At 57.2% G+C, this 25,568-nt stretch carries 17 protein-coding genes; 11 read left to right on the top strand and 6 right to left on the bottom strand.

Annotated elements, in window-relative coordinates:
- The 5 genes from SM763_RS20040 (at position 1) to SM763_RS20020 (ending at position 12,082) form a co-directional block, all read left to right on the top strand.
- On the top strand, positions 1-3,732 hold the full coding sequence (locus SM763_RS20040; protein WP_368999551.1) for a DUF6079 family protein: 3,732 nt from the start codon (positions 1-3) through the stop codon (positions 3,730-3,732).
- A 35-nt stretch (positions 3,733-3,767) separates the two neighbouring features.
- Positions 3,768-6,566, top strand: a complete 2,799-nt coding sequence (locus tag SM763_RS20035) for a DNA methyltransferase (RefSeq protein ID WP_368999550.1) — start codon at positions 3,768-3,770, stop codon at positions 6,564-6,566.
- 86 nt (positions 6,567-6,652) lie between these two features.
- A complete protein-coding gene (locus SM763_RS20030) occupies positions 6,653-9,376 on the top strand; it encodes a DEAD/DEAH box helicase (protein WP_368999549.1) in 2,724 nt (907 codons plus the stop codon).
- Positions 9,373-11,397 (top strand): BREX-3 system phosphatase PglZ, encoded by a 2,025-nt coding sequence (gene pglZ / locus SM763_RS20025; protein WP_368999548.1) that lies wholly within the window; start codon positions 9,373-9,375, stop codon positions 11,395-11,397. The genes SM763_RS20030 and pglZ overlap by 4 nt, the downstream gene beginning before the upstream one ends.
- Positions 11,366-12,082, top strand: a complete 717-nt coding sequence (locus SM763_RS20020) for a hypothetical protein (RefSeq protein ID WP_038069150.1) — start codon at positions 11,366-11,368, stop codon at positions 12,080-12,082. The genes pglZ and SM763_RS20020 overlap by 32 nt, the downstream gene beginning before the upstream one ends.
- Positions 12,083-12,117: 35 nt before the next feature.
- Here SM763_RS20020 and SM763_RS20015 read toward each other — a convergent pair whose 3' ends face one another.
- The 4 genes from SM763_RS20015 to SM763_RS20000 form a co-directional block, all read right to left on the bottom strand.
- The gene (locus SM763_RS20015) at positions 12,118-13,245 is read right to left on the bottom strand and encodes a Fic family protein (RefSeq protein ID WP_368999547.1); all 1,128 of its coding nucleotides are present in this window, start codon (positions 13,243-13,245) and stop codon (positions 12,118-12,120) included.
- A gap of 120 nt (positions 13,246-13,365) precedes the next feature.
- Positions 13,366-13,605: a hypothetical protein gene (locus SM763_RS20010; RefSeq protein WP_368999546.1), complete on the bottom strand. Its 240-nt coding sequence runs from the start codon at positions 13,603-13,605 to the stop codon at positions 13,366-13,368.
- A gap of 160 nt (positions 13,606-13,765) precedes the next feature.
- On the bottom strand, positions 13,766-14,398 hold the full coding sequence (locus SM763_RS20005; protein WP_368999545.1) for a hypothetical protein: 633 nt from the start codon (positions 14,396-14,398) through the stop codon (positions 13,766-13,768).
- Positions 14,399-14,408: 10 nt separating this feature from the next.
- A complete protein-coding gene (locus tag SM763_RS20000; protein WP_095590961.1) occupies positions 14,409-15,128 on the bottom strand; it encodes a nucleotide-binding protein in 720 nt (239 codons plus the stop codon).
- 552 nt (positions 15,129-15,680) lie between these two features.
- Here SM763_RS20000 and mobC point away from each other — a divergent pair.
- The 6 genes from mobC to SM763_RS19970 all read left to right on the top strand — a co-directional run bounded on the left by mobC (position 15,681) and on the right by SM763_RS19970 (position 23,729).
- Positions 15,681-16,268 (top strand): plasmid mobilization relaxosome protein MobC, encoded by a 588-nt coding sequence (gene mobC / locus SM763_RS19995; protein WP_368999544.1) that lies wholly within the window; start codon positions 15,681-15,683, stop codon positions 16,266-16,268.
- Entirely contained in the window at positions 16,255-18,603 is a 2,349-nt protein-coding gene (locus SM763_RS19990; protein ID WP_368999543.1) for a relaxase/mobilization nuclease domain-containing protein, read from the top strand. The genes mobC and SM763_RS19990 overlap by 14 nt, the downstream gene beginning before the upstream one ends.
- The gene (locus SM763_RS19985; RefSeq protein WP_368999542.1) at positions 18,596-20,578 is read left to right on the top strand and encodes a type IV secretory system conjugative DNA transfer family protein; all 1,983 of its coding nucleotides are present in this window, start codon (positions 18,596-18,598) and stop codon (positions 20,576-20,578) included. The genes SM763_RS19990 and SM763_RS19985 overlap by 8 nt, the downstream gene beginning before the upstream one ends.
- 119 nt (positions 20,579-20,697) lie before the next feature.
- Entirely contained in the window at positions 20,698-22,296 is a 1,599-nt protein-coding gene (locus SM763_RS19980; protein ID WP_040885988.1) for an ATP-dependent nuclease, read from the top strand.
- A complete protein-coding gene (locus tag SM763_RS19975; protein ID WP_368999541.1) occupies positions 22,283-23,368 on the top strand; it encodes a UvrD-helicase domain-containing protein in 1,086 nt (361 codons plus the stop codon). Before SM763_RS19980 ends, SM763_RS19975 begins: the two co-directional genes overlap by 14 nt.
- Positions 23,369-23,390: 22 nt before the next feature.
- The gene (locus SM763_RS19970) at positions 23,391-23,729 is read left to right on the top strand and encodes a hypothetical protein (RefSeq protein WP_368999540.1); all 339 of its coding nucleotides are present in this window, start codon (positions 23,391-23,393) and stop codon (positions 23,727-23,729) included.
- Between the two features lies 1 nt (position 23,730).
- Here SM763_RS19970 and SM763_RS19965 read toward each other — a convergent pair whose 3' ends face one another.
- Together SM763_RS19965 and SM763_RS19960 are read right to left on the bottom strand one after the other, a co-directional pair.
- Complete coding sequence (locus tag SM763_RS19965; RefSeq protein ID WP_368999539.1) at positions 23,731-24,729, bottom strand: tyrosine-type recombinase/integrase; 999 nt, start codon at positions 24,727-24,729, stop codon at positions 23,731-23,733.
- Positions 24,726-25,370, bottom strand: coding sequence for a tyrosine-type recombinase/integrase (locus tag SM763_RS19960; protein WP_368999538.1), 645 nt, complete (start codon positions 25,368-25,370; stop codon positions 24,726-24,728). Before SM763_RS19960 ends, SM763_RS19965 begins: the two co-directional genes overlap by 4 nt.
- Positions 25,371-25,568 lie beyond the last annotated feature (198 nt).

The raw sequence follows: 25,568 nt of genomic DNA, 5'->3' as shown, positions 1-25,568 counted from the left end.
ATGGTAATGCGTTACGGCGATCTCATTCAATTTGAGCCCATTGAATCGGTTATTCAGCTTCTCGATGCAGATCGTCCTGATGAAGCCAAGAAGCTTGTGTCCACCTATGTCATCTCGGATGACATGGCCGACCGCATCGCCAAGCTCATGATCCCGCAGCTCTCCTTCGATGAGGCTGTGGACCACAAAGGCGTCTTGGTGGTCGGGAACTACGGCACTGGTAAGTCGCACTTGATGTCGGTGCTGTCACTTGTCGCTGAAGATGAGGCATATCTGCCGATGATCCAGCACCCCAAAGTGGCCGAGGCTGCAAAGACAATTGCGGGCCGCTTCAAAGTGCATCGGATTGAGATCTCGAGTCAGATGTCATTGCGCGACATCATCACCCAACAGCTTGAGGTGTTCCTGGAAAAGCACGGCGTGACATATGCGTTCCCGCCTGCCGACAAAGTTATCAATAACAAGGCTGCGTTCGAGGAGATGATGTCGGCTTTTGCGGAGGTTCACCCTGATCAAGGTGTTCTCCTCGTTGTCGACGAGTTTCTCGAATACCTGCGGTCGCGAAAAGACCACGAACTGGTACTCGACTTGTCCTTCCTCCGCGAGATCGGAGAGGTTACCAAACATCTCCGGTTCCGTTTCGTTGCAGGCGTTCAGGAAGCGATCTTCGATAGCAGCCGCTTTCAACATGTGGCGGATAGCCTGCGGAGGGTGAAGGACCGTTTCACTCAGGTTTTGCTGGCAAGACAAGATGTCAGTTTCGTTGTCGCGGAACGTCTCTTGAAGAAATCCGCAGACCAGCAGGACAAGATCCGCGCTTACCTTGCGCCATTCTCGAAATTCTATGGCTCAATGAATGAGCGGATGGACGAGTATGTGCGTTTGTTCCCAGTACACCCAGACTACATCGGGACGTTTGAGCGCCTGGTTTTCACCGAGAAGCGGGGCGCGTTGGTGACCTTGCGTGATCAGATCCAGGCAATCCTTGACGATGAAGTTCCTTCAGATCGGCCTGGTCTAATCGGCTTCGACAAGTTTTGGGACACTGTCGCAACAAACTCCGTCTTGCGCTCAGATCCGAATATCGGGCCAGTGCTCAAGGTCTCAGAAGTGCTTGCGGAGAGGGTCTCCAAGGCGTTCACTCGTCCCGCCTATAAGCCGATGGCGCTTCGCATCATTGACGGCCTTTCAGTCCATCGACTGACGACGGGCGGGGACATCTATGTTCCTGTCGGACCCACGGCCGAGGAACTGCGCGACACGCTGTGCCTGTTTCAGCCGGGCATTGAAGACATGGGTGGCGACCCGTCTGACGACCTACTCACCGCGGTCCAGACCACGCTTCGAGAGACTCTCAAGACGGTAAACGGTCAGTTCATCTCCAAGGCGCCAGACACCGAGCAATACTATCTCGACCTGAAAAAGGACGTCGACTACGACGCGCAAATCGAGAAGCGGGCCGAGGCTCTTTCGGAGGATGCGCTTGATCGTGCTTACTACGGCGCCATTCGCCAACTCATGGAGCGCACGGACGAGTCCAGCTACGTGACGGGACACCAGATTTGGCAATACCAGATCGAGTGGCAGGAACGTCGCGTCGAACGGATTGGCTATCTGTTCTTTGGCGCGCCGAACGACCGGCCGACCGCTCAGCCTGAGCGGGATTTCTATTTGTACTTCATCCAGCCCTTTGATCCCCCGCGTTTCCGTGATGAGCAGAAGCCCGACGAGGTCTTCTTCCGTCTGAAAGCACCAGACGAAACCATCAAGCGATTGCTGAGCTTCTACGCCGCCGCCCAGGAACTGGCCTCCACGGCAAGTGGTGGCGCGAAAGGCGTGTATCTCGACCGCGCTCGCGATGCGCTGCGCGAAATGAGCAAATGGCTGCAGGAAAAACAGCTGGAGGCATTCGAGGTCACGTTCCAAGGCAAGTCCAAGACACTTCGTGACTGGACCAAAGGCATTTCACTCAGGGACAAAGCGCGCTTGGGGCCGGACGAGCGCATCAACTTCCGCGACGTCGTCAACGTGATCGCGGGGATCGCGCTAAGCAGCCGGTTCGCCGATGTTTCGCCCGAATACCCAACATTCTCGGCGCTCGTGACGGAGTCCAACCGAAAGCAGCTCATTGGAAATGCGCTTCGTGCTCTCACGGGGAGCAACCGTACGAAAGACGCTGTGATCGTCCTGGATGGCCTCGAAATGCTCGATGGTGATCGCATCGATCCGGTTCAATCTCGATACGCTCAGGAGGTTCTCGCGCGGCTGAAGGCCAAAGGTCATGGGCAAGTGCTTAACCGCAGTGAGTTGCTCGTTGGAAATGCGGATATCGAATATTTCAGCCCTGAGAAGTACCGGCTCGAGACCGACCTATTGGTCACGGTGCTTGGGTCACTGGTCTATTCCGGTGACATTGTGCTCGCGATTACCGGGGACAAAATTGACTCCGGCAAGATCGGGCTTCTCGCGGATCGTCCGCTCGATGAGTTGAAGCAGTTCAAGCATGTTGAGGCGCCGAAGGAGATCAACGTTGCCGTGCTCCGGTCACTCTTCGAGATGCTGGAGTTGCCGCCGGGTCTCGCGCAGCAAGCAACTCAAGGCTCGGATGAACCGGTCAAGGCGCTTCAGGAGGAAGTCAGCAAGCTCACAAAACGTGTGCTTGCAGCTTCCACCGACATGGCGAACCGGCTTAGCTTTTGGGGCCAGCCTCTTCTGCGCGAGGAAGAAATCCGCGACTGGAGATCGAAGCTCGACGAGCTCAAGGCCTTCTCGGAAAGCCTGTCTCCCTACAACACGGTCGGCAAGCTCAAAAACCTGCGCATTGGGTCTGACGATATCGCAGCCCAGAAAAAGAACCTTGAGGTTCTGAACGCCGTCGAAGGGCTCATCAGCCTGATCGGCGAACTCGGGAACACGGCAAGCTATCTTGGCCAGGCCGAGATGGTGCTGCCGTCTGACCACGCATGGGTGAAGCAGGCTCAGGATACGCGCAAGCAGGTCCTCGACGCATTGTCGGCGAGCCGAACTGGACAGAATGGATCCGAACACCGGCAGACGCTGGCCAAGCTCAAAAAGGACTATGTGACGGCGTATGTCAGCCTGCACAGCAAGGCGCGTCTCGGAGTGTCCGAGGAAAAGACAAAGACCGCGCTGCGCAAAGACTCTCGGCTCATCGCCATGCGGGCTCTGGCGAATATTTCGCTGATGCCGACAAGCCAGCTCACCACGTTCGAGGAGAAGCTCGACAAGTTGAAGAGCTGCGCTTCGCTGATCGACTCGGAACTGGCGGCCAGCCCGGTTTGCCCGCACTGCAACTTCCGCCCGGCGAATGAGCAGGGCGACATGCTGCCCGCGGCCAATGTGCTCAAACAGCTCGATGACGAGCTCGATCAACTGCTGGACGGGTGGGTGCAGACGCTTCTCGACAACCTCGAGGATCCAATCATCCAGTCCAACTTTGAACTTCTGAAGGAAGGATCGCGCAAGATCGTCACCGGCTTTGTCGACAGCAAGTCGTTGCCCGATCCCGTCACGCCCGAGTTCATCAGCGCCGTGCAAGAGGCGCTGTCCGGCCTCGACAAGGTCGTCGTCTCGGGTAGCGACATCCGGCAGGCCTTGCTTCAGGGCGGATCGCCCGCGACGCCCGAAGACCTGCGCAAGCGGTTCGAGGCATTCCTGACCGACCGCTGCAAGGGCAAGGACACCACCAAGCTGCGCTTCGTGGTCGAGTGAACTTCCGCCAACCGAAATTGAAATGAGACCAACCGATGACTGAACAACTGAAGATGGGTGGCGGCAAGAACGGCGGGCCGGTCGAATGCCTGGGTATGACCTTCCCGAGCGATGACGCGCGCCGGGAGCACTTCCTGAAGCTCTTGGCAGAGAAGTTGAAAGAGCCCGAGTTCCGAGCTCAAGAAGGTTTTCCTGTTGGATCTGATGAAGCAATTCTGGCGGTATCAGATCCGCCTTACTACACGGCTTGTCCGAACCCATTCCTCGAAGACGTAATTAACACATTCGGGACGGCATACCTTGCCAGCGACGTTCGAGAGAAAGAGCCCTTCGTTGCGGATGTGAGCGAAGGCAAAAATGACACAATCTATAATGCTCACGGGTATCACACAAAGGTGCCTCACAAAGCAATTGTCCGCTACATTCTGCACTATACCAAGCCGGGAGACGTAATCTTCGATGGCTTCTGCGGTTCTGGAATGACAGGAGTCGCGGCACAGCTATGCAGTGATGCATCTATTGTCTCATCTTTGGGGTATCGCGTCGGCGGCGATGGTTCAGTTCTCGATGCCAGACAAGAAGACGGTAAAACCACTTGGAAAACCATTTCTAAAGTTGGACGACGGCACGCGATCCTGTCGGACCTAGCTCCGGCTGCAACCTTTATCGCACACAACTACAACAACCCTGCGTCTCTTGAGAAATTCGATGCAGCGGTTCGTGATATCGTGATCTCCGCTGAGGATGAGCTTGGCTGGATGTACGAAACTGAGCACGCTGACGGTATTCGAGGCAGAATCAACTATACTGTTTGGTCGGATGTGTTTGCTTGTCCAGATTGCGCGGGAGAAATCATCTACTGGAACGTAGCGCTTGATCACGTACAGAAGAAGGTTTTGGATGAATTTCGGTGCCCTCACTGTTCATACGAGATGAAGAAGAGATCGCTAGAAAGATCTTGGACAAGCACATTTGATAGAAGGCTTGGAGAGGACATCAAGCAAGCCAAGCAGGTTCCTGTGCTGATCAACTATAGTGTTGGATCAAGTCGATTTGAAAAGGAGCCGGATGATCAAGATTTTGACGTCATCCGCCAGATTAATGAAACGGATGCTTCGGCTCACGTTCCAATCAACCGGATGATGGATGGACGAGAGGCTCGCCGGAACGACTCCATCGGCATGACGCACACCCATCACTATTTCACGCAGAGAACGCTGGCACTCATTTCTAAAATCCTCAGCGACTCGGAAGTGTATGAACCGGAAGTGCAGTCTATGTTGCGAATGGCCGTCATGGACTGTTTTTCAGTTTTGACGAAGATGTCACGTTTTCGCGCGCCGGCATGGTTCGATAAGTCTACAGGTCCAATGAAAGGATGGACTGCAGGGACGCTCTATGTTCCTTCGCTGCAAGGTGAACAGAATGTACTTAATTCGTTCGCTGAAAAGGCGCGGATGATTTCGCGGGCATATAGTCCCAAAATTTCACATCAGTATGTGTCAACTGGTCATTCTGGAAAACTGACTATCCCAGATCAGTCGGTTGATTATATATTTCTCGACCCGCCATTTGGTTCGAACATCAGCTACTCTGAGCTGAACTTTCTTTGGGAAAGCTGGCTTGGCGTAGTGACCCGAGTTGAAGATGAGGCGGTGGAAAACACTTCACACGGCAAGGGTCTCAACGACTACCGGAAACTGATGACTGAGTGTTTCAAGGAGGCACACAGAATACTCAAGCCCGGGCGGTGGATGACGGTCGAATTTTCGAATACCAAGGCGTCTGTTTGGAATGCCATTCAGACGGCGCTCCAAGAAGCAGGCTTCGTTGTCGCCAACATTTCTGCTTTGGACAAAAAGCAAGGCAGCTTCAAGGCAGTTACGACCACAACTGCGGTGAAACAGGATCTGGTCATTTCAGCTTACAAGCCGAACGGCGGTCTTGAAGAACGTTTTAAAAATTCGCAAGGCAGCGAGGCTTCTGTTTGGGACTTCGTGCGAACCCACTTGGGGTACCTTCCAACGGTCAAACTAAGGGCCGGAGTGCTCGAGTATATTAATGAAAGGGATCCACGTATCATCTTTGATAGGATGGTTTCTTGGTTCGTTCGGCACAGCTTTCCAGTACCTCTGTCATCGCAAGAGTTCCAAGAGGGATTGCTGCAAAAATTCTCAGAGAGAGATGGCATGGTATTCTTGCCTGAACAGGCAATGGAGTATGATCGAAAGCGTGCCATGTCTGCGGCTGCGCCTCAAATGGAACTCTTCATTAGTGACGAGCGCAGCGCAATCGATTGGCTTACCGACTTCCTTCGAAAGCGACCGTCAACCTATCAAGAATTGCACCCGGATTTTCTCAGTCTTTTAGGGGCAGGTTGGAAGAAGCACGAAGAGAAGCCCGAGCTTTCGGCGTTGCTTGAAGATAACTTCCTGCGCTTCGACGGGAACGGTGACGTGCCGAGCCAGATCCACAGCTATCTCTCGACCAACTTCAAGGATCTCCGTGGTCTGGAGAAGGAAGACCCGCGCCTGAAGGCAAAGGCAAAGGACCGCTGGTATGTGCCCGATCCCAACAAGGCGAAGGATCTGGAACAGAAACGCGAACGGTCTCTGCTGAAGGAGTTCGAAGCCTACAAGACCGCGAACAAGCGCCAGCTCAAGGAGTCGCGGCTCGAGGTCTTGCGCGCCGGCTTCAAAACCGCCTGGGCTGCGAAGGACTACAAGACGATCATTGGCATAGCCGAGAAGCTGCCGGATGAGACGCTGCAAGAGGATGAAAAGCTCCTGCTCTGGTACGACCAGGCGCTGACCCGTACGGAGGCTGATGCGTGACGCATGGCTCCCAAGACTTTGGCATTGGCGCGTGGTGCTGGCATGAACGACATGCCGCACCCTGCCGTGTCGTGGACCGGGAGGAGATGTGGGGCGAAACCGCATACCGCGTCTGGCTCCCGGGCAAGGATGCCGTTGTCCGCGCCAGGTCTCGGGAGCTAGGGCCACTCGACGCTGTCCGAACGACAGTCGACCAGATCCTGCACACGGCCGCCGCGGCAAAGCTCCTGGATGCGCTGGAAGACAATCTGCTTCTGGCGCCGATCCAGTCGAGCGTCGTTCCTTTGCCGCATCAGCTCTATGCCCTGAACCGCGCCATGAGCCGGGATCGGATCCGTTATCTGCTTGCGGATGAGGTGGGGCTCGGCAAGACCATCGAAGCCGGTCTGATCCTTCGGGAGTTGAAGCTTCGCGGCATGGCCAAGCGGATCCTTGTTGTCGCGCCCAAGGGTCTTGTGCGGCAATGGCAGGCCGAGATGCGCCTTCACTTCGGTGAAAACTTTCAGTTCATCGAGCCGTCAGAGCTTTCTGCATATCGTCAGTTCCGAGATGATGAGGAGAATCTCTGGCGGCTGCACGATCAGGCGATCTGTTCGCTGGATTCGGTGAAACCGCTCGAAGGGCGGCGCGGATGGAGCGCGGAGCAACTCAGCACCTACAACCGTGAACGGTTCGAAGACCTGATTTCGGCCAACTGGGACCTTGTGATCATTGACGAGGCTCACCGAATGGGAGGCAGCACGGATCAGGTTGCGCGGTACAAGTTGGGCGCGGCACTTGCCGAAGCTGCCCCGTACCTTCTCCTTCTGTCGGCAACGCCCCACCAAGGGAAAACGGATCAATTCCACCGTCTGATGCAACTGCTGGATCGAGACTCTTTCCCCGATGAGAACAGCGTCTCGAGCGACCGTGTGCGCCCGTTCGTCGTGCGGACAGAAAAGAGGCTTGCGATCGATGCTGAAGGCAAGCCTCTGTTCAAGCCACGAATGACCCGCATTCAGGCTGTCGCCTGGCTTGACCGGCACAAAGCACAGCAAGTGTTGTACGAAGCGATCACTGAGTATGTTCGCCACGGCTATAACCAAGCCATGGCATCGAAGCAGCGGCACATCGGCTTCTTGATGATCCTTATGCAGCGTTTGGTGACGTCCAGCACCGCAGCTATCCGCGCAACCTTGGAAAAGCGCCTCCTCGCTCTGGACGACGACCAGCGACAGCTTCAGCTCTTTTCCACCGAAGGTGTCGGAGACTGGCATGAGCTAACGGGTGATGACCAGATCGATATCGCCGTGGCCTTCGATGCCTTGGATGACGAGCGAAAAGACGTTGAGGCACTCTTGTTCCTCGCTCGTGAGACAGAGGCGCAAGGAACCGACGCGAAAGCCGAGGCACTCCTTGAGCAGATCTACAAGATTCAGCAGGAGGAAAACGATCCTGAACTCAAGGTTCTGGTTTTCACCGAGTTTGTTCCGACCCAGGCCATGCTCGCGGTATTTCTCGAAAGCAGGGGGTTCTCGGTTGCAACGCTCAATGGGAGTATGGACCTCGAGGCGCGTGGCCGCGCACAGCGGGCATTCTCCAAGGATGTTCGTATCCTGATCTCGACGGATGCTGGCGGCGAGGGCCTCAATCTTCAATTCTGCCATGTCATCATCAACTTCGACATGCCGTGGAACCCGATGAGGGTCGAGCAGCGTATTGGGCGCGTGGATCGCATCGGGCAACCGCATATTGTGCGAGCCATCAATTTCGTACTCGAAGACACCGTCGAACATCGGGTTCGCGAAGTTCTCGAAACAAAGCTCGCTGTGATCGCCGAGGAATTCGGCGTGGATAAAGTTGCCGATGTGATGGATTCGGTCGAGGCGGAGCCACTGTTCGACGAGCTCTTTGTTCAGGGGATCCAAGACCCGGCATCGATCGAAACAGAATGCGATGCCGTTCTGACGCAGCTTCGATCCTCGTTGGCAGAGAACCGGAAGAATAGTGATCTGCTCGCCGACGGCCATGAACTAGAAGCCGATGATGCGCGCAAGTGGCGAGACCATCCGGCACAGTTTTGGCTGGAGCGGGCAATCACAACTGGCCTCCCTGCGCGGGGGGGAGAAGCCAAGAAGGAAGGCGATACCTGGGGGATACGGTGGGCCGATGGCACAGAGTCATCTTCGGTGTGTTTTGATGCGCGCACCGCGGGAGATCGGCCCGAAGTAGAGTGGGTGACGCTGGAAGATCCAAGAGCGCAGGCTTTGATTGCCGATCTTCCGCGTTGTATCGCCGGTCAACCCGTCCCCGCTGTCCGCATTACAGGCCTGCCTGATAGTGTGAAAGGCGTTTGGTCGCTTTGGGAAGTCAGTCTGGCAGCTGACGACTTCAGCCGCCGCCGCTTCCTATCCGTTTTCGTCAATGATGAAGGGCGCGCCTTCCAACCGACGGCAAAACGCATTTGGGACGTGCTTCTGACGGAGCAGATCGAGCCGATTGCGGCGCCTCAGATCGAGGCGCCGCGCGACTGGTTCGAGAGATCGAAAGGGGCTGCGGTCACGCAAGGAGAGCGGGTGTTCTCCGATCTTGTGACAGAGCACAAGGCTCGGATCGAGGAAGAACGCGAACGCGCACTCTATGCTTTCGAAGCTCGACACCAGGCGATTGGCAGAGTGGGGCTTCAGACTGTTCGTGATTATCGACGGAAGCGGCTGCAGAAAGAACATGAAGCTCGTATGGCGCAGCTCGATGCTGCGGCATCTTACTCGCCCGATCTCAATGCCCTCCTCGTGTTGCGAATTGGCGAAACGGCGGCTGGTGCACGATGAGTATTTGGGCTGATCGTATCCTGCGGGAGTTTCCCGCAGATCTGTCTCGCTTCTGGATCGCCTTGGATCCGGATGGCCTGCTCTTGGATGAGACTATTCTGCTTGGGCTTCGCGAACGCGATTTTGAGGTTCTCCCGTTCGAAGATTCTGTTTCGTTTAGAACCGAGTATGAAGAGCGTTATCGATCCGCATGGGATGTGGGTCAGAAAGGTACCGCGAAGGCGCTCATCCTGCAGTGGCGGGGCGCGGACATCAATTCCATCCCTTGGGACTACATCAGGGCAGCACGACAAGTCAGCCTGAGCTTGGCTGATCTTTTTCCCAATCTGAATTATGGTGTCGTCCGCAAGCTCGACTCTGAACACCATGAAGGGCTGTTCCAAGCCTACCAGAAGCATGTGACGCAGCTGCTCGGTGAGGCTGAGACCAAGAATTTTGTCCTCACGCACATCTTCAGGCTTAGCCCTTATCTGCTGAATCGACCGGAGGATTTCTGGCGAGAAGCTCTGCGGCTTCACTATCGCGGGGCTGGCCTTCCCAGCCTATTTGCAGACCATGTCGCAACCGTTCTTCGGGACTCATCTCTTGGAAGTCTTCCGATTAGTGAACTGCTCGCCTCAAAACCCTTTATGCTCCGCGCAATACAGGAATCTTGGGCGCGTTTCGTCGCAAAATATGGCGTTGAACCTGATGCCCGCGGCACGGATCAGGAGCCGGTCGAAGGTCATGCGTATGACGTGCCCTTTGATCACCCCGACGTAAGGGTGATCATAGATACCATGTTCCTCGAGGGAGCCCTTCAGCCTATTGAGGCAAGTGTCCGTCCTGAGCACCTTCCCGATTGGATACAGGTTGGTCTGATAGATGACCCTCAGGCACTTGCGCATTTGGTGTCGGAGGGAGCGAAAAGGAACGCAGCGAGTCTACCCTCGGAGGGGGCGTCGCATCGAGATTGGGTAGAGGCGGCGCGCCGCCTTGGAGAACTCATCTACCGCTTCAACGAACTGAAAGCGGCGGACGCAGATAACCTGCAGGGGCAGCTCCAGAGTTTGCAAAGAGAGGCCGATGCTCGCCTCAAGGATTGGGTGCTTCAGCATTTCGCAGACTTGCCCTCCCTACCCGTCGCAAAAGCGCCGGTGATGGTACATCACGTGCCGCGCTATCTCGCGATGCGCAGGGGCTTTGGCGAAGATCGAATTGCTCTTCTTGTCTTTGATGGTTTGGCATTGGACCAGTGGGCCCAGATCAGGGACCACCTGTCGACCAAGCTTCCCGACTTTTCCGCCGACGAGGGCGGCTGCTTTGCGTGGCTGCCGACTCTGACGTCAATCTCTCGCCAGGCGCTCTTTTCGGGCCTCAAGCCACGGGAGTTTCAAGGCTCAATGGATTCGACGGCACAAGAGTCGTCTCTCTGGACGAAGTTCTGGCAGGAAAACGGCCTCCGGAAGCCAGAGGTCGTTTTCCAGAAGGGGCTCAAACGTTCCGACCAATTGGCTCTACTCGAGGACGTCCTTTCAAAGCCGACGACCAAGGTTGCGGGCCTTGTCGTTGATATGGTCGATGAAATTGTCCACGGAGCAATGCTTGGGAAACGCGGGATTGCTGGCCAGATTCGCGAGTGGTGCGATACTGGCTTCATTGAAAAGCTGTTTCTCATGCTTGCTCAGCACGGCTATCATATCTACCTGACTGCGGACCACGGCAATGTTGACGCCGACGGCATTGGACGGCTCAGCCAGGGTGTTGTCTCCGAGATGAAGGGTGAGCGCGTCAGGGCCTATCGCAGCGAGGACCTTGCTGCATCCGTCCCGCCCGATATCGATGCATTTCAGTTTAGCGGTCCAGGGCTTCCGTCCGACTTCTTGCCAGTTTACGCGAATCAACGCGGCGCGTTTGTGCCAAGAGGGAACAAGATCGTTGCTCATGGAGGAATGGCGTTAGAGGAACTGGTTGTGCCGTTTGTGAAGATAAGAATGAAGAAAGAAGAACATGCGACCGACAGCACCTCAGATAGGATTTGACCGCTTCATCCGCCTCGAGTGGGCGAAAAAAGCGCTGGAAGTAAGGGCCGGTCTCGCTGACATCAGCGAGCTCGATGATTTGTTGGATGAAGCCCATTCAGGGCCTGCGGCTAGGAAGAAGACCAGAACTGTACTGAACCGCCTTTGGTTAGAGCCGCGAAAGGATCTGGAGCCTTTCGCTCAACGCGGAGTGGAACTGTTCCAATCGGCGCCATCTACCTCGCCGGCGGCCCTGACATGGGGCATGGCTATCGTGACATATCCCTTCTTCGCCAAAGTGGCCGAGATTGTTGGCAGATTGACTTCGCTTCAAGGCGACTGCACGACCGCTGAAGTGCATCGTCGGATGGCAGAAATCTATGGCGAACGTGAGGGGACCAGACGGATGACCAATATGGTCCTTCAGTCTCAGATAGACTGGGCGCTGCTTGATCGAAGCGACAACGGCAAAACGTTAACCCGGAAGAAAGCCTGTGCGTTGGAGGGATCGGACCTCGTACGTTGGATGACAACCGCCGTTTTGGAAGCCGTAGGTCGTCCTGTCGGACTCGGAACGCTAGAGGCCCAACCGGTGATTTTTCCCTTTGGCCTTGGCGACAATCTTGGCTTTGTTCTCTCATCCGCGTCTGATCTTGACCTGCGCGCGGATAGTGCCGGAAACCAATCTGTCTCGCTCAGAGAATAGGCAACGCCTTTGGCGCTGTCTCACTTCTACGCCAATCATTGTAGCTGGTTCGACGCCCGTGGATTCAGGTTCAGCCAGTACCTCGTATGGCGTCGCTCACCAGTTCGGCTGAGCGCACCTTTCTCGACTAGATCCTGCAGATCGCGGGTTGCGGTTGCGCGTGAAGTTCTGGTGATTTTGAGATAGTTGTCGGCGCTGAGGCCGCCTTTGAAACCGCCAAGGCCTTCCTGAAACATTCGAGCGATGGCCTTGGCCTGGCGTTCGTTCAAGTTGTCTCTGTGACGATCGTAGAAGTGTGCCTTGCTGATGAAGAAGCCGACGCGGTCGAGTGTTGCCTGTTGGGCCTTCAAGACAACTTCTGCGAACCAGACGAGCCAATCGGTCACGTCGAGCGTTTTTTGATGCTGCTCGAGCTGATCGTAGTATCCCTTGCGCTCCTTCTCGATGGTGAAGGCGAGCGAGATGAGGGTCGGCTGGCCAATGTTCTGCGCCAGCGACTTTTCAGCGAGGGCGCGACCCAAGCGGCCGTTGCCGTCTTCGAATGGGTGGATACTCTCGAAATAGAGGTGGCTTAGCCCTGCGCGCGTCAGCGCTGGAAGCGGCGCTTCTCCCCCCGGCCCGGTCTTGTTGAACCAATCCGCGTATCGCTCCATCTCAGGCATGACCCGCTCCGAGGGCGGCGCTTCGAAATGGATCGTGGGCCGGTCAAGGCGGCCAGAAACGATTTGCATCGCCTCGGCGTGTTGTCGGTAGGCCCCGATGGTTTCCAACCGACGGTCATGGGACAGGAGCATCCGATGCCAGCGGTACAGTGTCTCATGGGTCAGCGGCTCTGCAAAACTGGAATAGACGTCGACCATCATTTCCGCGACGCCCTGTTCGCGCGGTTTGGCAGGGTAGCTGTCCGGATCGAGGCCCAGATGGCGGCGCAGCGAAGACTGGACACTGAGCCGATCGAGGATTTCACCCTCGATGGCGCTCGTCTGCATCGCTTCCTCGCTGAGCAGTTCGATGCGGAGTTGCTCGCGTTCCGGCTGGCTGACATGATGGACCGCGCCGAGGATTTCTCCGGACGACAGCAGGAACGTCTGCTCAAACGGCTCCAGAGCGGAGGCGTCATACCGGAAATCCGGCCAATCAGGCAGCGTCCAGTTCCAAGCCATGAGTTATAGACATCCTTTCTATAACTCATATCTAGACCACTTCTGAGGTATAGAAGTCAACTCTATCGCTCAAAGGACCTGCGGGATGGGGTGACCCACAAACCGACGCGAGACCTTTAGTTAGGCCTTTTCAAGGTGCGTCAGATCTTGCTGACGCGTTCTGAGGGTCTTCGGATCGACAGGGTTTTGTTCCGGCGCTTGAATGAATGGTTCATAGCGAACGTTCGCCATGGCGCCGTCGAACCAGGCAGGCTGCACGTCACCATTGTTCCATTGGTAAAGGTAGCCAACCAGATTTTCAGATGTCTTGCAGAGGATGCGCATGATCGGTTCGCCAGTCAGGCGGGGCTTCGTATTCATAATGCGTTCCTCCTAAATGGACCTCGCAACTCGTCACTACTGAGGTCTGAAATTCCTGTTAGCTGGTGTTAGGACTAGGTTTCTGCAACTGCAAGATGAACCGTTCCGGGTGGGCGAAAATCCACCGGCGAAATGCAAGTTATCTTTTCAGATAGGTATCTTACGGTTCATGCGGCGATGCAGCGCGAACCGCAATTTCTTCCAAGATTTTGTCGATCTCGCCCCATATGCGTGGTTCCACTTGGCCGCGGATCAGAGCCCATTTACTCAAGACGTCGAGGGGGTCGTGGTCCCGGAGGAGGACACCCAGGCTGGCCGCATCTACTGCCAGTGATGTCCGGGCCTGCCACTGCGTGTTTCGAGTGCGCCGCTCCTCCGCGACTGGCGCGAAGACCGACGACAGTTGCCAGCCTTTGACTGCACGGCGCAGGGCGGCACGCACTACATGTGCTGGGTCAACACCACAAGTTTCTAGCGCAGCTTCCTGTCGTTCGAGTGCGTTGACCCTGATGTCGATCTTCCGGGTCGGGCTCAATGCGCGCGCCGATACGGGAGCTCTCAGGCTGGTATGCGGGTCAGAGCTTTCCGCGGTGACTTGGTGCGGCGCCACGGTACCTCCCGGCACAAGCTCTGACTCGTGCCGATCCGCGTCAACGTCAGTGGCTGGGGTGCCTGTCTTTGTTGCTGTGACCTGTGCCTCATCTTCCTTCCCGGGAATCTCGCGGTCACCCTGTTGCAGGGTGGCGGCGTAGGCTGGGTCGGGCCTGGTGATGGTCGGGATCTTCTTGCGCAATCGACTGTCCTCACGCAGCAAGAATATTGTTGAGGATGTCCGTCGCCTCCTCGAGCGCCTCGACGACATGACGTACATGTGGACGCATCAGAGGGTTTGGATCAGATTGCTTTTCCAGCGCCAAGGCGTGGAGAAGCCCCTTCTGATCCATCTCCTTGTAAGTGTTTCGTCGCATCATGACGGTCTCAATCACCGGAAAACGGGTGAGCGCTTCTTCAATCAGGGCGGCGTCAGCACGGGTCGTTTTCGGGTCGACCATGTTCAGGACGACGTGGTGGCGCGGAAGGCTGGAGGGGTCGTCAACACGGGATTTCAGTTTCTCAAACCAATCAGAAGTCTGCGCTCCGACATCGAAATCAGACGTCGACAGCATGACGGGCGTCACGATGTGGTCCGCAAGTACCGCAATTCCGTCTGACCATTCGGCACCGACCCCTGCGGTATCGATGAAGATGAAGTCTGCCGTGCCTGCCATGTAGACCTGATCGATCTGATCCTCGACACCCGCCACGCTTTCGACGGTGGCCGAGCAGAGAAGCGGCGAACTCAGCCCACCGGCTTGCGCCCGAGTATGCCAGGCCCCGAGTACCCTCGTGCTGTCCGTGTCGATCAACATCACTCTGCGTCCGGCGGCGATCGCGGCGCTGATCAAGGCGCGCGAAAGCGTCGTTTTTCCACTGCCCCCTTTCCGGGCCATCGCTGCGATCACCACAAGATTTTCGTTCGGCATTCTGATCCTCCGCAAAAATAGTGAATCGCAACGATAATGCAAAAATGTCGCTAAACGCATGAGGCGGAGGGGTCAAGCAGAAGTCGGAATGCGACCCGCGTTTGGCATGCAGCGGGCGGCGTTGTGCGATGACCGTGCGACGTCTGCCGTGGCGCCTTCAGCATTCGTCGCGGGGCACAACACACCCTCCAAATGTCGGGATGCGCTTGGCGATGTGCTGCGGACGGAATGCAGGTGACGGATAGCGCGCTCCAGACGACGGGAGGCAGTCTCGCGTATGTCGTTCTGCGGGTGACGCGAGACGGTCAGCACGCGGCAAAACCCGTCTTGCGGGGTGCAAGAGACGGGGCGCGAAAGACGCGATGCGCGATGCGGAGACCGCATCGCGTGGTGCAATGAGCGCGAAGCGCGATCCATTTGACTAAGGACGGGAAATCGCCCCTGCAGGGCGATTTTCTACATTGAGTACAAGCCCTTATGGCCGACTCCACTTGCGTTGGGAGTCGGCGGGCTTGTACGAAGTTGGCAAGAAATAGGAACGTTAACTTCAAAATGCCCAGCCGTCGTAGACTGTCAGAGATCGAGCGATCGACCATCGCCCAGGACCGCCGGAACGGCGTCTCCGCGGCGTCGTTGGCCGCCCACTACGATGTCAGCCTCAAGACGATCTACAACGTGGTGAACCACTGGGGTGAGCGTCAGACAGCGAACGGCAGCCGATCGCGGGTTGTGGGGATCCGGGTCTCGGACGACGACCTGCGCCGGTTCGACGCGGCGCTGTCGCGGCGCGGGATTGCGCACCGCTCGGATGCCATGCGCCGCCTGATGCTGGCGGCCGAAGGTGTCTTCCTGCCCGACGACGAGATGTGTGACGAGTTGCGCAGCCTCGGCGCCGCGCTCAACCGGGTCGGCAACAACGTGAACCAGATCGCGCGACGTCTGAACGAGGCCAAGGTGCGGGGCGAGAGACTGTCCTACCCGGCCTCAAGTCACCGTGACGTCCGCGCCCTTGCGGGTCTGGTCTTCGATCTGGCCGACCAGGTCCAGGAGATGTCGCGTGCGCGGCGCAGCGTGCTGGACCTTGAGATCAGCTCTGCCCTGGCGGGCCTCGCCGAGAGGGGTGAGAATGGCGCGGAGTGACCGGGTCCGTGGCATCGACCCGGCGCTATTTGACCGCGGCTGGAGCCGAGTTTCGGGATCCTGGCAGGGACTTTCCAGGGGCGCGCAGATGGTTCGGGCCGCGCGCGGCTATTCGCCAGCGATCTTCAAGGCCATCTCGAAAGGGGGCTGTCACACCGGGGCGCAGCTACGGGCGCAGCTCACATATCTCACGACGAAGTCGACCCATATCCTCGACAGCCGCGGCACCCATGACGGGAAGAAGCAACTCTCGGACGCCGAGATCAACCGAGTGGCGCGGCGGTTCGAGAACCAGTGGAACGAGCGCTACAGCCCCAAGCTTGGCCATACGTCGCATCTGCTGATGGCATTCCCGGTTGGGACCAGTGGTGAAGAGGTGCGCGATATCACCCAGGCCGTCTGCGAGAAGTTCTTTCAAGGCGAGGGCTCGCAATTCGACTATATTGCTGCAATACACCAAGATCGCGCGCATCCACATGCGCATATCGTTCTGAACCGCCGCAGCAAGGATGGCGAAATGTTCTTTCTCGGGAAGGATCATCACTTCAACTACGACGCCTTTCGCGAGGCGATGGTCGAAGCGGCTAGAGGACATGGGATCCGCCTTGAGGCGACGCGTCGTCTGGATCGCGGCGTCACGACCTACCGCGCCGAGATCGATGAAATCTACAAGGCTCGCGACGAAGGTCGTCCCCCAGTCGAGCGCCAGAGAACCGGTGCTGACCTAGCGGCCGCTCTGGAAACCGTCCGGCACAACGCTTTGATCTATCGCGGGCTCGCGGCGGATGCGTCCCGTTCGAATTTCGAAGACGTGTCCGAGGCGCTCGAGAGGGCCAGCACCATCCTTGCCAGTGGCGGTCAGATTCAATCTGACGGAGCCATCTACATGTCCCAAGACGAAGCAGCGTTCGACACGCTGATCACCGAGTTTTCACAGAACATTCGCCAGATCGAGGCGGCGATCGACAGGGCGCCGGCGGCCGAGAGGCCGGTGATCGAGCGCAAGCTGACCGACGTTCTGGCCTCGGTCGCGCATTTGAACCCGCTCGGGGATCGCTCCGCCGCCCTGGTCGATGCCCCATCCCGGGACGGCATCTATGCAAGGCCGAACTTAAGTGAAGAACACCTCGCGCGTCTTGACGATGGAGAGGTGGCGCCAAAGCTGGCCGAGGCGTTGCAAGGCACGGGCATCGATGCCGAGGCTGTGGCCGCGCGCCTGCGGGAGGGGGCAGGCAATGCCGCATTGGAGCGCCAGTGGCTGGCACAGGATCTGCAGGGGATTGCCAAAGCAAGCGACCTCGATCTGGAGAAATCTGCGGACCGGGAAGAAGCGCTCAACCGGCTGGAAGCCTTGCATGTTCGGTTGGGCGATGTTTTGACCGATGTACGCGTCCTGCGCGCGCCAACCGAGGTCGACGAGGCGGATGACGCTGAGGCAGCGCTTGGTGAGCGGTTGACGACACCTGGGAGTGATCTCGCGCAAGATGGGTCCGACATCTTTGCCCCATCGGAACGGCAGGCGTTCAGGGCGCTGGTGGCGCAGTTCCATCGGACGGATTTCGATCATCCGTTCTCCGACGACCCGTCCGTCCGGCGGGCAGGTGCCGTGGAGGTTGAAGAGGCCCGCGCCGCGTTCGACGCCTACGCGCAGAAATCGCCGCAGCATGCTGAACTGGCCTCGATGGCTTGGGACCAGGCGACTGACAGTCGAATGCCGCAGCAATATGCGGTATCTGAGCAGGACCGCACGCTGCATGCTGGCGACATGGACCTCGCCTTGCGGGATCCCTCGGATCATCTCGGTCCGATCACCGAAGAAGTCCGCACCCTCGCCCGCTATCGCACGGAGATGCCGGATGATGAATTCGGGCAGGCCGTCCAGGACGAAATCAATCACCTTCGTTCGCTCGGCGCGTCGCGTGCCTATATCAGCGAGCGGAGTTTCGAGATCGAGGACCAGGCGCGACAAGACTACGCCGAGCGCCGGTATCTGGAAGAGACAGCGCCGACCGTCATGGCCTTTGTGCGAAACGCCGACGCCGGGGATCCGATATCCGAGGCAGAGCGACATGACATCGTCCGGCAGGTCAACGAACGGCTAAGCCCCGACGCAATCGACGCACTGCGGGCCGGTAACGCGGACGTCCTCGACAAATTCACCGAGGATCCGCTGCGACAGCTGGAACTTGCCAAGACCTATCTCCAGAGCAGCGAGGTCACTGCGCATGGCCCCGCCATGGAGCGCGTTCTCGATGCATTGGCGGAAGAACAGATAGAGGCGCAGCGCGCACGCCACGCTGCGGCAGATGGCGAGAAGGGGATCACACATGGATAAAGGCAAGATCGCCATCGGTGTGTTGAGCCTCGTGCTGGTCGGCCTCGCCATGGGCTATGTTGTGGCGACCGGCTTTGTCATGTTCCACTATGGGCTTTCACCCACGCATTTCGACGTCACCCTGCTTGCCCGCGAATATCGGGGTCTATCTCAGTTTGCACCGAAAGACTTCCTCTGGGTGAACCTCATCCTGGGCGGCTTCGGCCTGGCATCGCTGATGCTGAGCGTCACGCTTCTGGGGGATGCATTGACCCGCTTCGGGACGACGCATTGGCAGACTCGCAGCGAGATGAAGAGGAACGGTTTCTTTGCCAAGCCCGGCGGCGGCTTCCTTCTGGGCAAGCTCGGCTCCCCGAAATCCAAGCGCCAGTTCCTAGTCTCAAAAACCTTCCCCCACGCGCTGATCGTGGCGCCCACGGGCCGGGGCAAGGGCGTTGGGTTCGTGATCCCGAACCTGCTGACCTACAAGGGCTCCGCCGTGGTGCTCGACGTGAAAGGCGAGAACTTCCGCGAGACCTCGCGCTTCCGCGCCAGCATGGGGGACAAGGTTTTCCGCTTCGCGCCGACCGACTGGGACCGACCGACACATCGCTATAATCCGCTGGCTCGCATTGCTGCCATGACCAACCCCGACCGGCAGCAGATGGAGCTGAAACTCACCGCCAAGCTCTTCCTGCAGACCGACAATGAAAAGCTGAGCGGGCTTTTAGCCGGGGGTATCGACCTCTTCGTAGCGGCCGGTCTTCTGGCCTTCGAGCGCGGCGTTCCGACCATCGGCGAGATTTACCGCATCACAGCCTCGGGGGGCGACAAGCAGAAGGAATACCTGAAGCGTTCGCAGGAGGTGAAGAACAAGTCGGCCAAACTGATCTTCGAGCGTATGGCATCGACCAACAACGACACCCTCACTTCCTACCTCTCCCTCCTGATGACATCGGGTCTCGACACTTGGGACAACCGCGCGATCGACGCGGCCACCGCGACCTCTGACTTCTCATTCCGGGATATCCGCCGCCGCCCACATGCGATTTATCTTGTGGTCGAATCCGAGATGATCCGCCCGCTTGCCCCGCTGATCCGCCTCTTCTTTTCGGACCTGATTGCCTCGCTGCAGGCACAGGAACCCGGCGATGACGAGCCGTGGCCCGTGATGATCATGCTCGACGAGTTTGACCGGCTCGGGAAAATGCCGATCGTCGCCGAAAGCATAAAGACGCTGCGCTCCTTCGGCGGCAACCTCGCCATCGTGACCCAGACGATCCCCGCGTTGGACGAGATCTATGGTGAAAACACCCGCCGGTCGCTGCAAGGCGGTGCTGGCGTGAAGCTCTATCTCACCCCCTCCGAGCAGAAGACCATCGAGGAATTGAGCCAGGCTGTCGGCAAGACCACAAAGCGCGTGGTAACCAGGTCCCGCGCTGTTGGACGCAATCCGTTCGAAGGACGCAGCGTCTCGGAGAGGACCGAGGACACTCCGCTCCTGACCGAAGATCAGGCCCGGCGCATGGATCTCGACGAGGTCATTCTAGTGATAGACGCGCAAATGCCGATCCGCGCTCGGCGGATCAAGTACTTTGAGGATCCGACGCTCAATGTGCTGCACGCCGGGCAGTCGGGGAGTTTCCCGTATCCGGACGAGGACGGTCTGCGGCGGGATCGGCAGATGTCTGAGACTCGCGAGACGGTCGAGAAGTTGAAGCAGGAGCTGCAGGAAGTGCGGGCGGCCGCAGGCGCAAATGGTTCTGGGGTAGCGACCTCACCGGCAACGGCGGAGATGCCCGCATCGAATACGCAGAGTTCCACGGCTTCGCGGCCAGATCGTGCGCGGGGTCGAGCAGCTCGCGCGGGAGCTAGTGGAGGTGGGCCAGTGCAGTTGTCATTTGATCCGGTGGGGCTGGGGCTTAAGGAGCCAGACAGGGCCGCGCTGACGGGGGCTGTTCAAACGACGAGGGCGATACTCGCGGAGTACAAATGATCGAACGTCCCTCTGGGCTCATTTGTGACCGGCTAGACTTTGTTGAACGGCACCTTCCCTTGTAGACCTCGCAAAAGTTGTGCCTGATGGCAATGTACTCGATAATGGGAGGTGCGAGCTTGTTCATCCAACGTGCGGTTATCAGAAACTACCGCTGCCTTAAGCAGGCAAATGTCACCTTCAATAACGAACTGAACGTCATTGTTGGAAACAACGAGAGTGGAAAATCCACCCTCCTTGAAGCGATTCACCTAGCGCTTACTGGTCAACTCAATGGCCGACCCCTACAGATCGAGCTTCATCCCTATCTGTTCAATCTCGATCACGTTCTTGAGTACATCGAAGCGCTAAATAACGGTCAAGCTCCAGAACCGCCATCGATCCTCATCGAGGTGTACCTCGCCGACGATCCAGCTCTTACAAAGCTCAAAGGCAATAACAACACTCTTGGAATCGATCTTCCTGGCGTATCACTCCTAATTGAACTCAATCCTGCGCATGCAGAGGACTTTGCTCTGTACGTCTCCGATCCTTCCGAAATTCGAACGATCCCAATGGAGTATTACTGGATAAAGTGGAGGGATTTCGCCGAGAACGACATTCTAAACTCGCGCGCCATTCCTCTTCACGCGAGCTTGATCGATGCCAGCACGATTAAGAACAATGCGGGAGCCAGCCGCTACGTCATCAACATCGTGAAGGAGAGCCTTACCTCGAAGGAGAAGGTGGACCTTGCTCTGACTTATCGGCTCATGAAGGACCGTTTTCTTGAAGAGCCTAAGGTCAAAACGATTAACGACACGCTCGCGTCGAAGAAGGGAAGTATCAGCGACAAGGTTATCTCTGTTTCGCTTGACACGTCCGCTCGGGCGAACTGGGAGGCAGGAATCATGCCTCACCTGGACGACATACCCTTGCCACTCGTCGGGAAAGGCGAGCAGAATTCGGTCAAGATCAAGCTTGCGATGGAGACTTCGGCAAAATCCCACATCATCTTGATTGAAGAAGCTGAAAATCACCTCTCCTACGCCAGTCTCAATGAGCTAATTGGCCACATCGCGACAAATGCCGGCTCGCGGCAGATATTCATCACGACGCATAGCAGCTTCGTTCTTAACAAGCTTGGTGTGGAGTCCGTCCTTCTGTTCCTCCGTGGCGAGGGTGCGCGCCTGACCGACCTGCAGGATAAGACTACGCAGGACTATTTTATGAAGCTGCCGGGGCACGACACGCTACGGCTCATCCTCGCAAAGCGGTCAATTCTCGTGGAGGGGCCGTCAGACGAGTTGATTGTCCAACGAGCCTACCAGATCAAGCACGGCAAGATGCCATTAGAGGATGGGGTTGATGTGATTGCCGTAAATTCGCTTGCCTTCAAGCGCTTCCTCGAAATTGCGGTCCTCCTGAAAAAGACTGTCGATGTCGTGACCGATAACGATGCTGATGTCGCGGCACTCGAAAAAAAATATGCCGACTACCTAGACTCCGATATCGTCAAGATCCAATACGATAAAGACGAGCAGGCCCATACGCTTGAGCCACAGCTCTTGAAGAAGAACGGCCTGGCAAAGATCAATGACGTCCTCGGCAAGGCCTTCGTAGATGAAGCATCTGCTATCGAGCACATGGTCAAAAACAAGGCTGAGACCGGCCTGAAATTCTTCGAAACGAAAGTAGAGTGGTCGCCTCCGGACTATATCGCCCGTGCCCTCCGCTAATCGCATCGTAATATCCGCCGCCGGAGGCGGAAAGACCACGCGAGTCGTCGATCAGGCGTTGGCGTGGGAGCAAGGGCGGGGAGCAACGGCCCTGATCACCTATACTCGCAACAATGTCCGAGAAATGCACCTCAAGGCATACTCACGCGTACGCACCATTCCGTCCCATGTAGAGGTCATCTCTTGGTACACATTTCTGCTTCGGGAGCTTGCCCGCCCCTATCGTTCAGCCATGCATTCGAGTAGGATTGACGGCATTCATTGGGTTGAAGGGAGGTCTGTTCCTTACATTCCCGAAGCGCGGACCCGCAGTCATTACTTCCTCGATGGCTCCCAGATTTATTCGGACAAAATCGCAAAGTTCGTTTGTCAATGTGACCGGCAAACGGGTGGCGCGATCATGCGACGACTTAAGCAACGCTTCAGCCATATCATCATCGATGAAATACAAGACATGGCGGGGTACGACCTCGACCTTTTGGAGTTGCTGCTAAACGCGGGCGTCTCGGTCACCTTTGTTGGTGACCATAGGCAGGCAACCTTTTCCACGAACAACGCTTCGAAAAATAAAGCGTTTGCGGGTCCGGCCATCATCAATAAGTTCGAGCTATGGAAGAAACAGGGGCTCGTTGAGCTCGAGTACGAAACCCACACATACCGCTGCAACCAAGCCATAGCGGACCTGGGCGACGGCTTTTTCCCGAACGAGCCGAAGACGGTTTCGCGCAATGATACGGTGACGGGACACGATGGAGTGTTTCTCGTAGGTAGCGCAGATGTTGGTGAATACGTGAACTGTTTCGCGCCACAGGTGCTCCGGTACTCCGCGGCGACCAAGTGTGATCCCCACGAAGCTATGAATTTTGGCGAGTCAAAGGGCCTGACCTTTGAGCGGGTCCTGATCTACCCGCACGGGCCGGCTCGTAAATGGCTCGCGTCGGGCGACATCAGTCATGTCGCGAAATCCGCGGCGAAAATGTATGTGGCCGCCACACGAGCTCGATACAGCGTGGCCTTCGTCTACGACGGCAAAGTCTGCAATGTGGCTGCTACTAAATGGATGTCCGAATGACCCAAGCTTTTGGCAGGAAAGAATGACCGAAAAGTCTGCGACCAGTTTCGTTCTCAATCACGATCGCCTTGCATCGGCGAGCGACGACTACGCAGCAGAACCGACCTTTAAAGCATGTCTGAATGCGCATGGCATGTATGAAACCATGCGGTTCGTGCTGCGCCTAAGTCCGCGAAATCATGAACTTATGGAGAGAATCGAGTCGAACGAATTTGAAACAAGCGCCGCCCCAGTTGATGTAGTGCAGGCTTACTCGACCTACATCCACGAGACTATTCATAATGCCGAGGTTTGGATTATGCCGCGCCGATCTCCAAAACCTGTTGTTCAGCGAGAAGACTGGCGCGGCATGTCGGCATAATTCAGAGTGCTTCCAGGAAGGCGAGCAGTTCATCTCTCGGTCGATACCGTCCGCCAGTGTTGTCGACGGGCTTCGTCAGCGCCATGGCTCTTTCCTTCAGTTCGATATCGGCATGGATATAAACCTGCGTCGTCTCAATCGATTCATGGCCGAGCCAAAGAGCAATGATTGTTCGATCCACACCGCTCTGCAGAAGCTGCATTGCGGCGGTATGGCGCAGAACATGGGGCGTGACGCGTTTCAATCTGAAGGTGGAACTGGTCGAGGCGGCGGTGGCCGCGTGTTTTCGAACAATTCGCTCAATCGCATCTCTGCTGAGCGGCCTGCCACGGATCGTTGCAAACAAAGGATCGCTGGGTTCGGCTTCAATCTGGGCAAGCCAGGATCTCAACGCATCCCGACTGTCTGCCCGAAGTGGCGTCGCGCGTTCCTTACGGCCTTTGCCCATGCATCTCAGATGCGGCCCCGTACCGAGTTCAACATCCCTGACGCGCAAGCCGATCAGCTCCGATACACGCAGACCGGTTTGGAGCATTGTGAGGAGCAGGACCCGATCTCGCCGACCAAACCAGGTCGATTGATCTGGTGCCTTCAGCAAGGTCTCCATTTCATCACGGGTCAGGAAGTCCACGACACGTTTTTCATGCCGCTTGGAGGGCATCGCCAGAACCTTTTGGCAGTGATGCAACAACTGGGGCTCACAGCCCGCGACGTATTTGAAGAAGGATCGAATGGCCGCGAGGCGCGTGTTGCGGCTTCGCGCGCTGTTGCCGCGTTCCTCCTCGCAGAAGGTCAGGAACTGCCCGATCATGTCGGCGTCTACGTGGGCGACGTGCAGGTCAGTCGGCGGCAGCTTGGTTTGCGCCTCCGCGTATTTTAGCAAGAGACGGAACGTATCGCGATAGCTGGCAATCGTGTTTGGGCTTGCCCGCATCTGGGTCAACAGTCGCTCGGTGAAGAACCGCTGCACATAGACGGGTAAAGGATAGGTTGCGATCATGATGTACTCTCCAAAACCCGTCGTTCTGCACGCTCCGCGGCCAACTGCATCAGCTCGGGCACGGCCTCGATGTACCAGAATGTGTGCTTGGGCTCGGAATGGCCGAGATAGGTGCTGAGCTTGTACATCTCAGTCTCAATGTCCCGTCCATCCTGGAACCAGTCCAGGATGGTGTGAACAGCAAATGTGTGCCGCAAATCATGGATGCGTGGCCCATGTCCGTGGCGGTTGAAGGCTTGTGGCGACCGCAAGCCAAGGTTTTTGCTGACCTGCGCGAAGTTGTAGCGCGCGCCGCAATCCCCTGCTGGTTGACCGTCTTCTTTGATGAAGAACCGCGAGGCTTGCTGGGCAACCAGCCGATCTCGCAATCCGGCATAGTGGGCAAGTTGGGCAACGGTGTCCCCTTTGACAGGCAGCTGACGGTCCTTGCCGTTTTTGGTGTTTCTGAGCGTGAGCACGGCCCGATCCAGATCGACATCCTGCCGATCAAGCGACAAGGCTTCGCTGACGCGCATACCCGTTACCGCGATCAGGCCAAACAGGGTCTGCCACAATGCGGCACGGAGACCATAGGGTGACGGCAATCGACCGGCCTCAGCAACAATATCTGCAATCTGCTTGGGCGCGTAAATGTATGGCACGCGTCTTCGATAGCGCCCGATGACAAGCTGACTGGATGGAACCTCAGTCCGATCATCGTGCTCCGCAAGCCAAGAGGGGGGTCACTGCATAAAAGTGACGTTATTGTCCGGCTCGCGCGAACTTTACGGGAACACTTCAGGTTTCAGTCGGATTTCTGGTCTCTGAGGGCGTTATAGAGGCTTGTTTTACTGATTTTG

The organism is Pseudophaeobacter sp. C1-32P7, assembly GCF_041008775.1.
In the GTDB taxonomy this organism is placed as follows: Bacteria; Pseudomonadota; Alphaproteobacteria; order Rhodobacterales; family Rhodobacteraceae; genus Phycobacter; species Phycobacter gallaeciensis_A.
This window is presented reverse-complemented; position numbering and strand designations above follow the sequence as displayed.

Excerpts from the sequence above, each read along its gene's own strand:
- SM763_RS20040 (WP_368999551.1), top strand. The coding sequence starts at position 1 with ATGGTAATGCGTTACGGCGATCTCATTCAATTTGAGCCCATTGAATCG.
- SM763_RS20035 (WP_368999550.1), top strand. The coding sequence starts at position 3,768 with ATGACTGAACAACTGAAGATGGGTGGCGGCAAGAACGGCGGGCCGGTC.
- SM763_RS20030 (WP_368999549.1), top strand. The coding sequence starts at position 6,653 with ATGTGGGGCGAAACCGCATACCGCGTCTGGCTCCCGGGCAAGGATGCC.
- pglZ (WP_368999548.1), top strand. The coding sequence starts at position 9,373 with ATGAGTATTTGGGCTGATCGTATCCTGCGGGAGTTTCCCGCAGATCTG.
- SM763_RS20020 (WP_038069150.1), top strand. The coding sequence starts at position 11,366 with ATGCGACCGACAGCACCTCAGATAGGATTTGACCGCTTCATCCGCCTC.
- SM763_RS20015 (WP_368999547.1), bottom strand. The coding sequence starts at position 13,245 with ATGGCTTGGAACTGGACGCTGCCTGATTGGCCGGATTTCCGGTATGAC.
- SM763_RS20010 (WP_368999546.1), bottom strand. The coding sequence starts at position 13,605 with ATGAATACGAAGCCCCGCCTGACTGGCGAACCGATCATGCGCATCCTC.
- SM763_RS20000 (WP_095590961.1), bottom strand. The coding sequence starts at position 15,128 with ATGCCGAACGAAAATCTTGTGGTGATCGCAGCGATGGCCCGGAAAGGG.
- mobC (WP_368999544.1), top strand. The coding sequence starts at position 15,681 with ATGCCCAGCCGTCGTAGACTGTCAGAGATCGAGCGATCGACCATCGCC.
- SM763_RS19990 (WP_368999543.1), top strand. The coding sequence starts at position 16,255 with ATGGCGCGGAGTGACCGGGTCCGTGGCATCGACCCGGCGCTATTTGAC.
- SM763_RS19985 (WP_368999542.1), top strand. The coding sequence starts at position 18,596 with ATGGATAAAGGCAAGATCGCCATCGGTGTGTTGAGCCTCGTGCTGGTC.
- SM763_RS19970 (WP_368999540.1), top strand. The coding sequence starts at position 23,391 with ATGACCGAAAAGTCTGCGACCAGTTTCGTTCTCAATCACGATCGCCTT.
- SM763_RS19965 (WP_368999539.1), bottom strand. The coding sequence starts at position 24,729 with ATGATCGCAACCTATCCTTTACCCGTCTATGTGCAGCGGTTCTTCACC.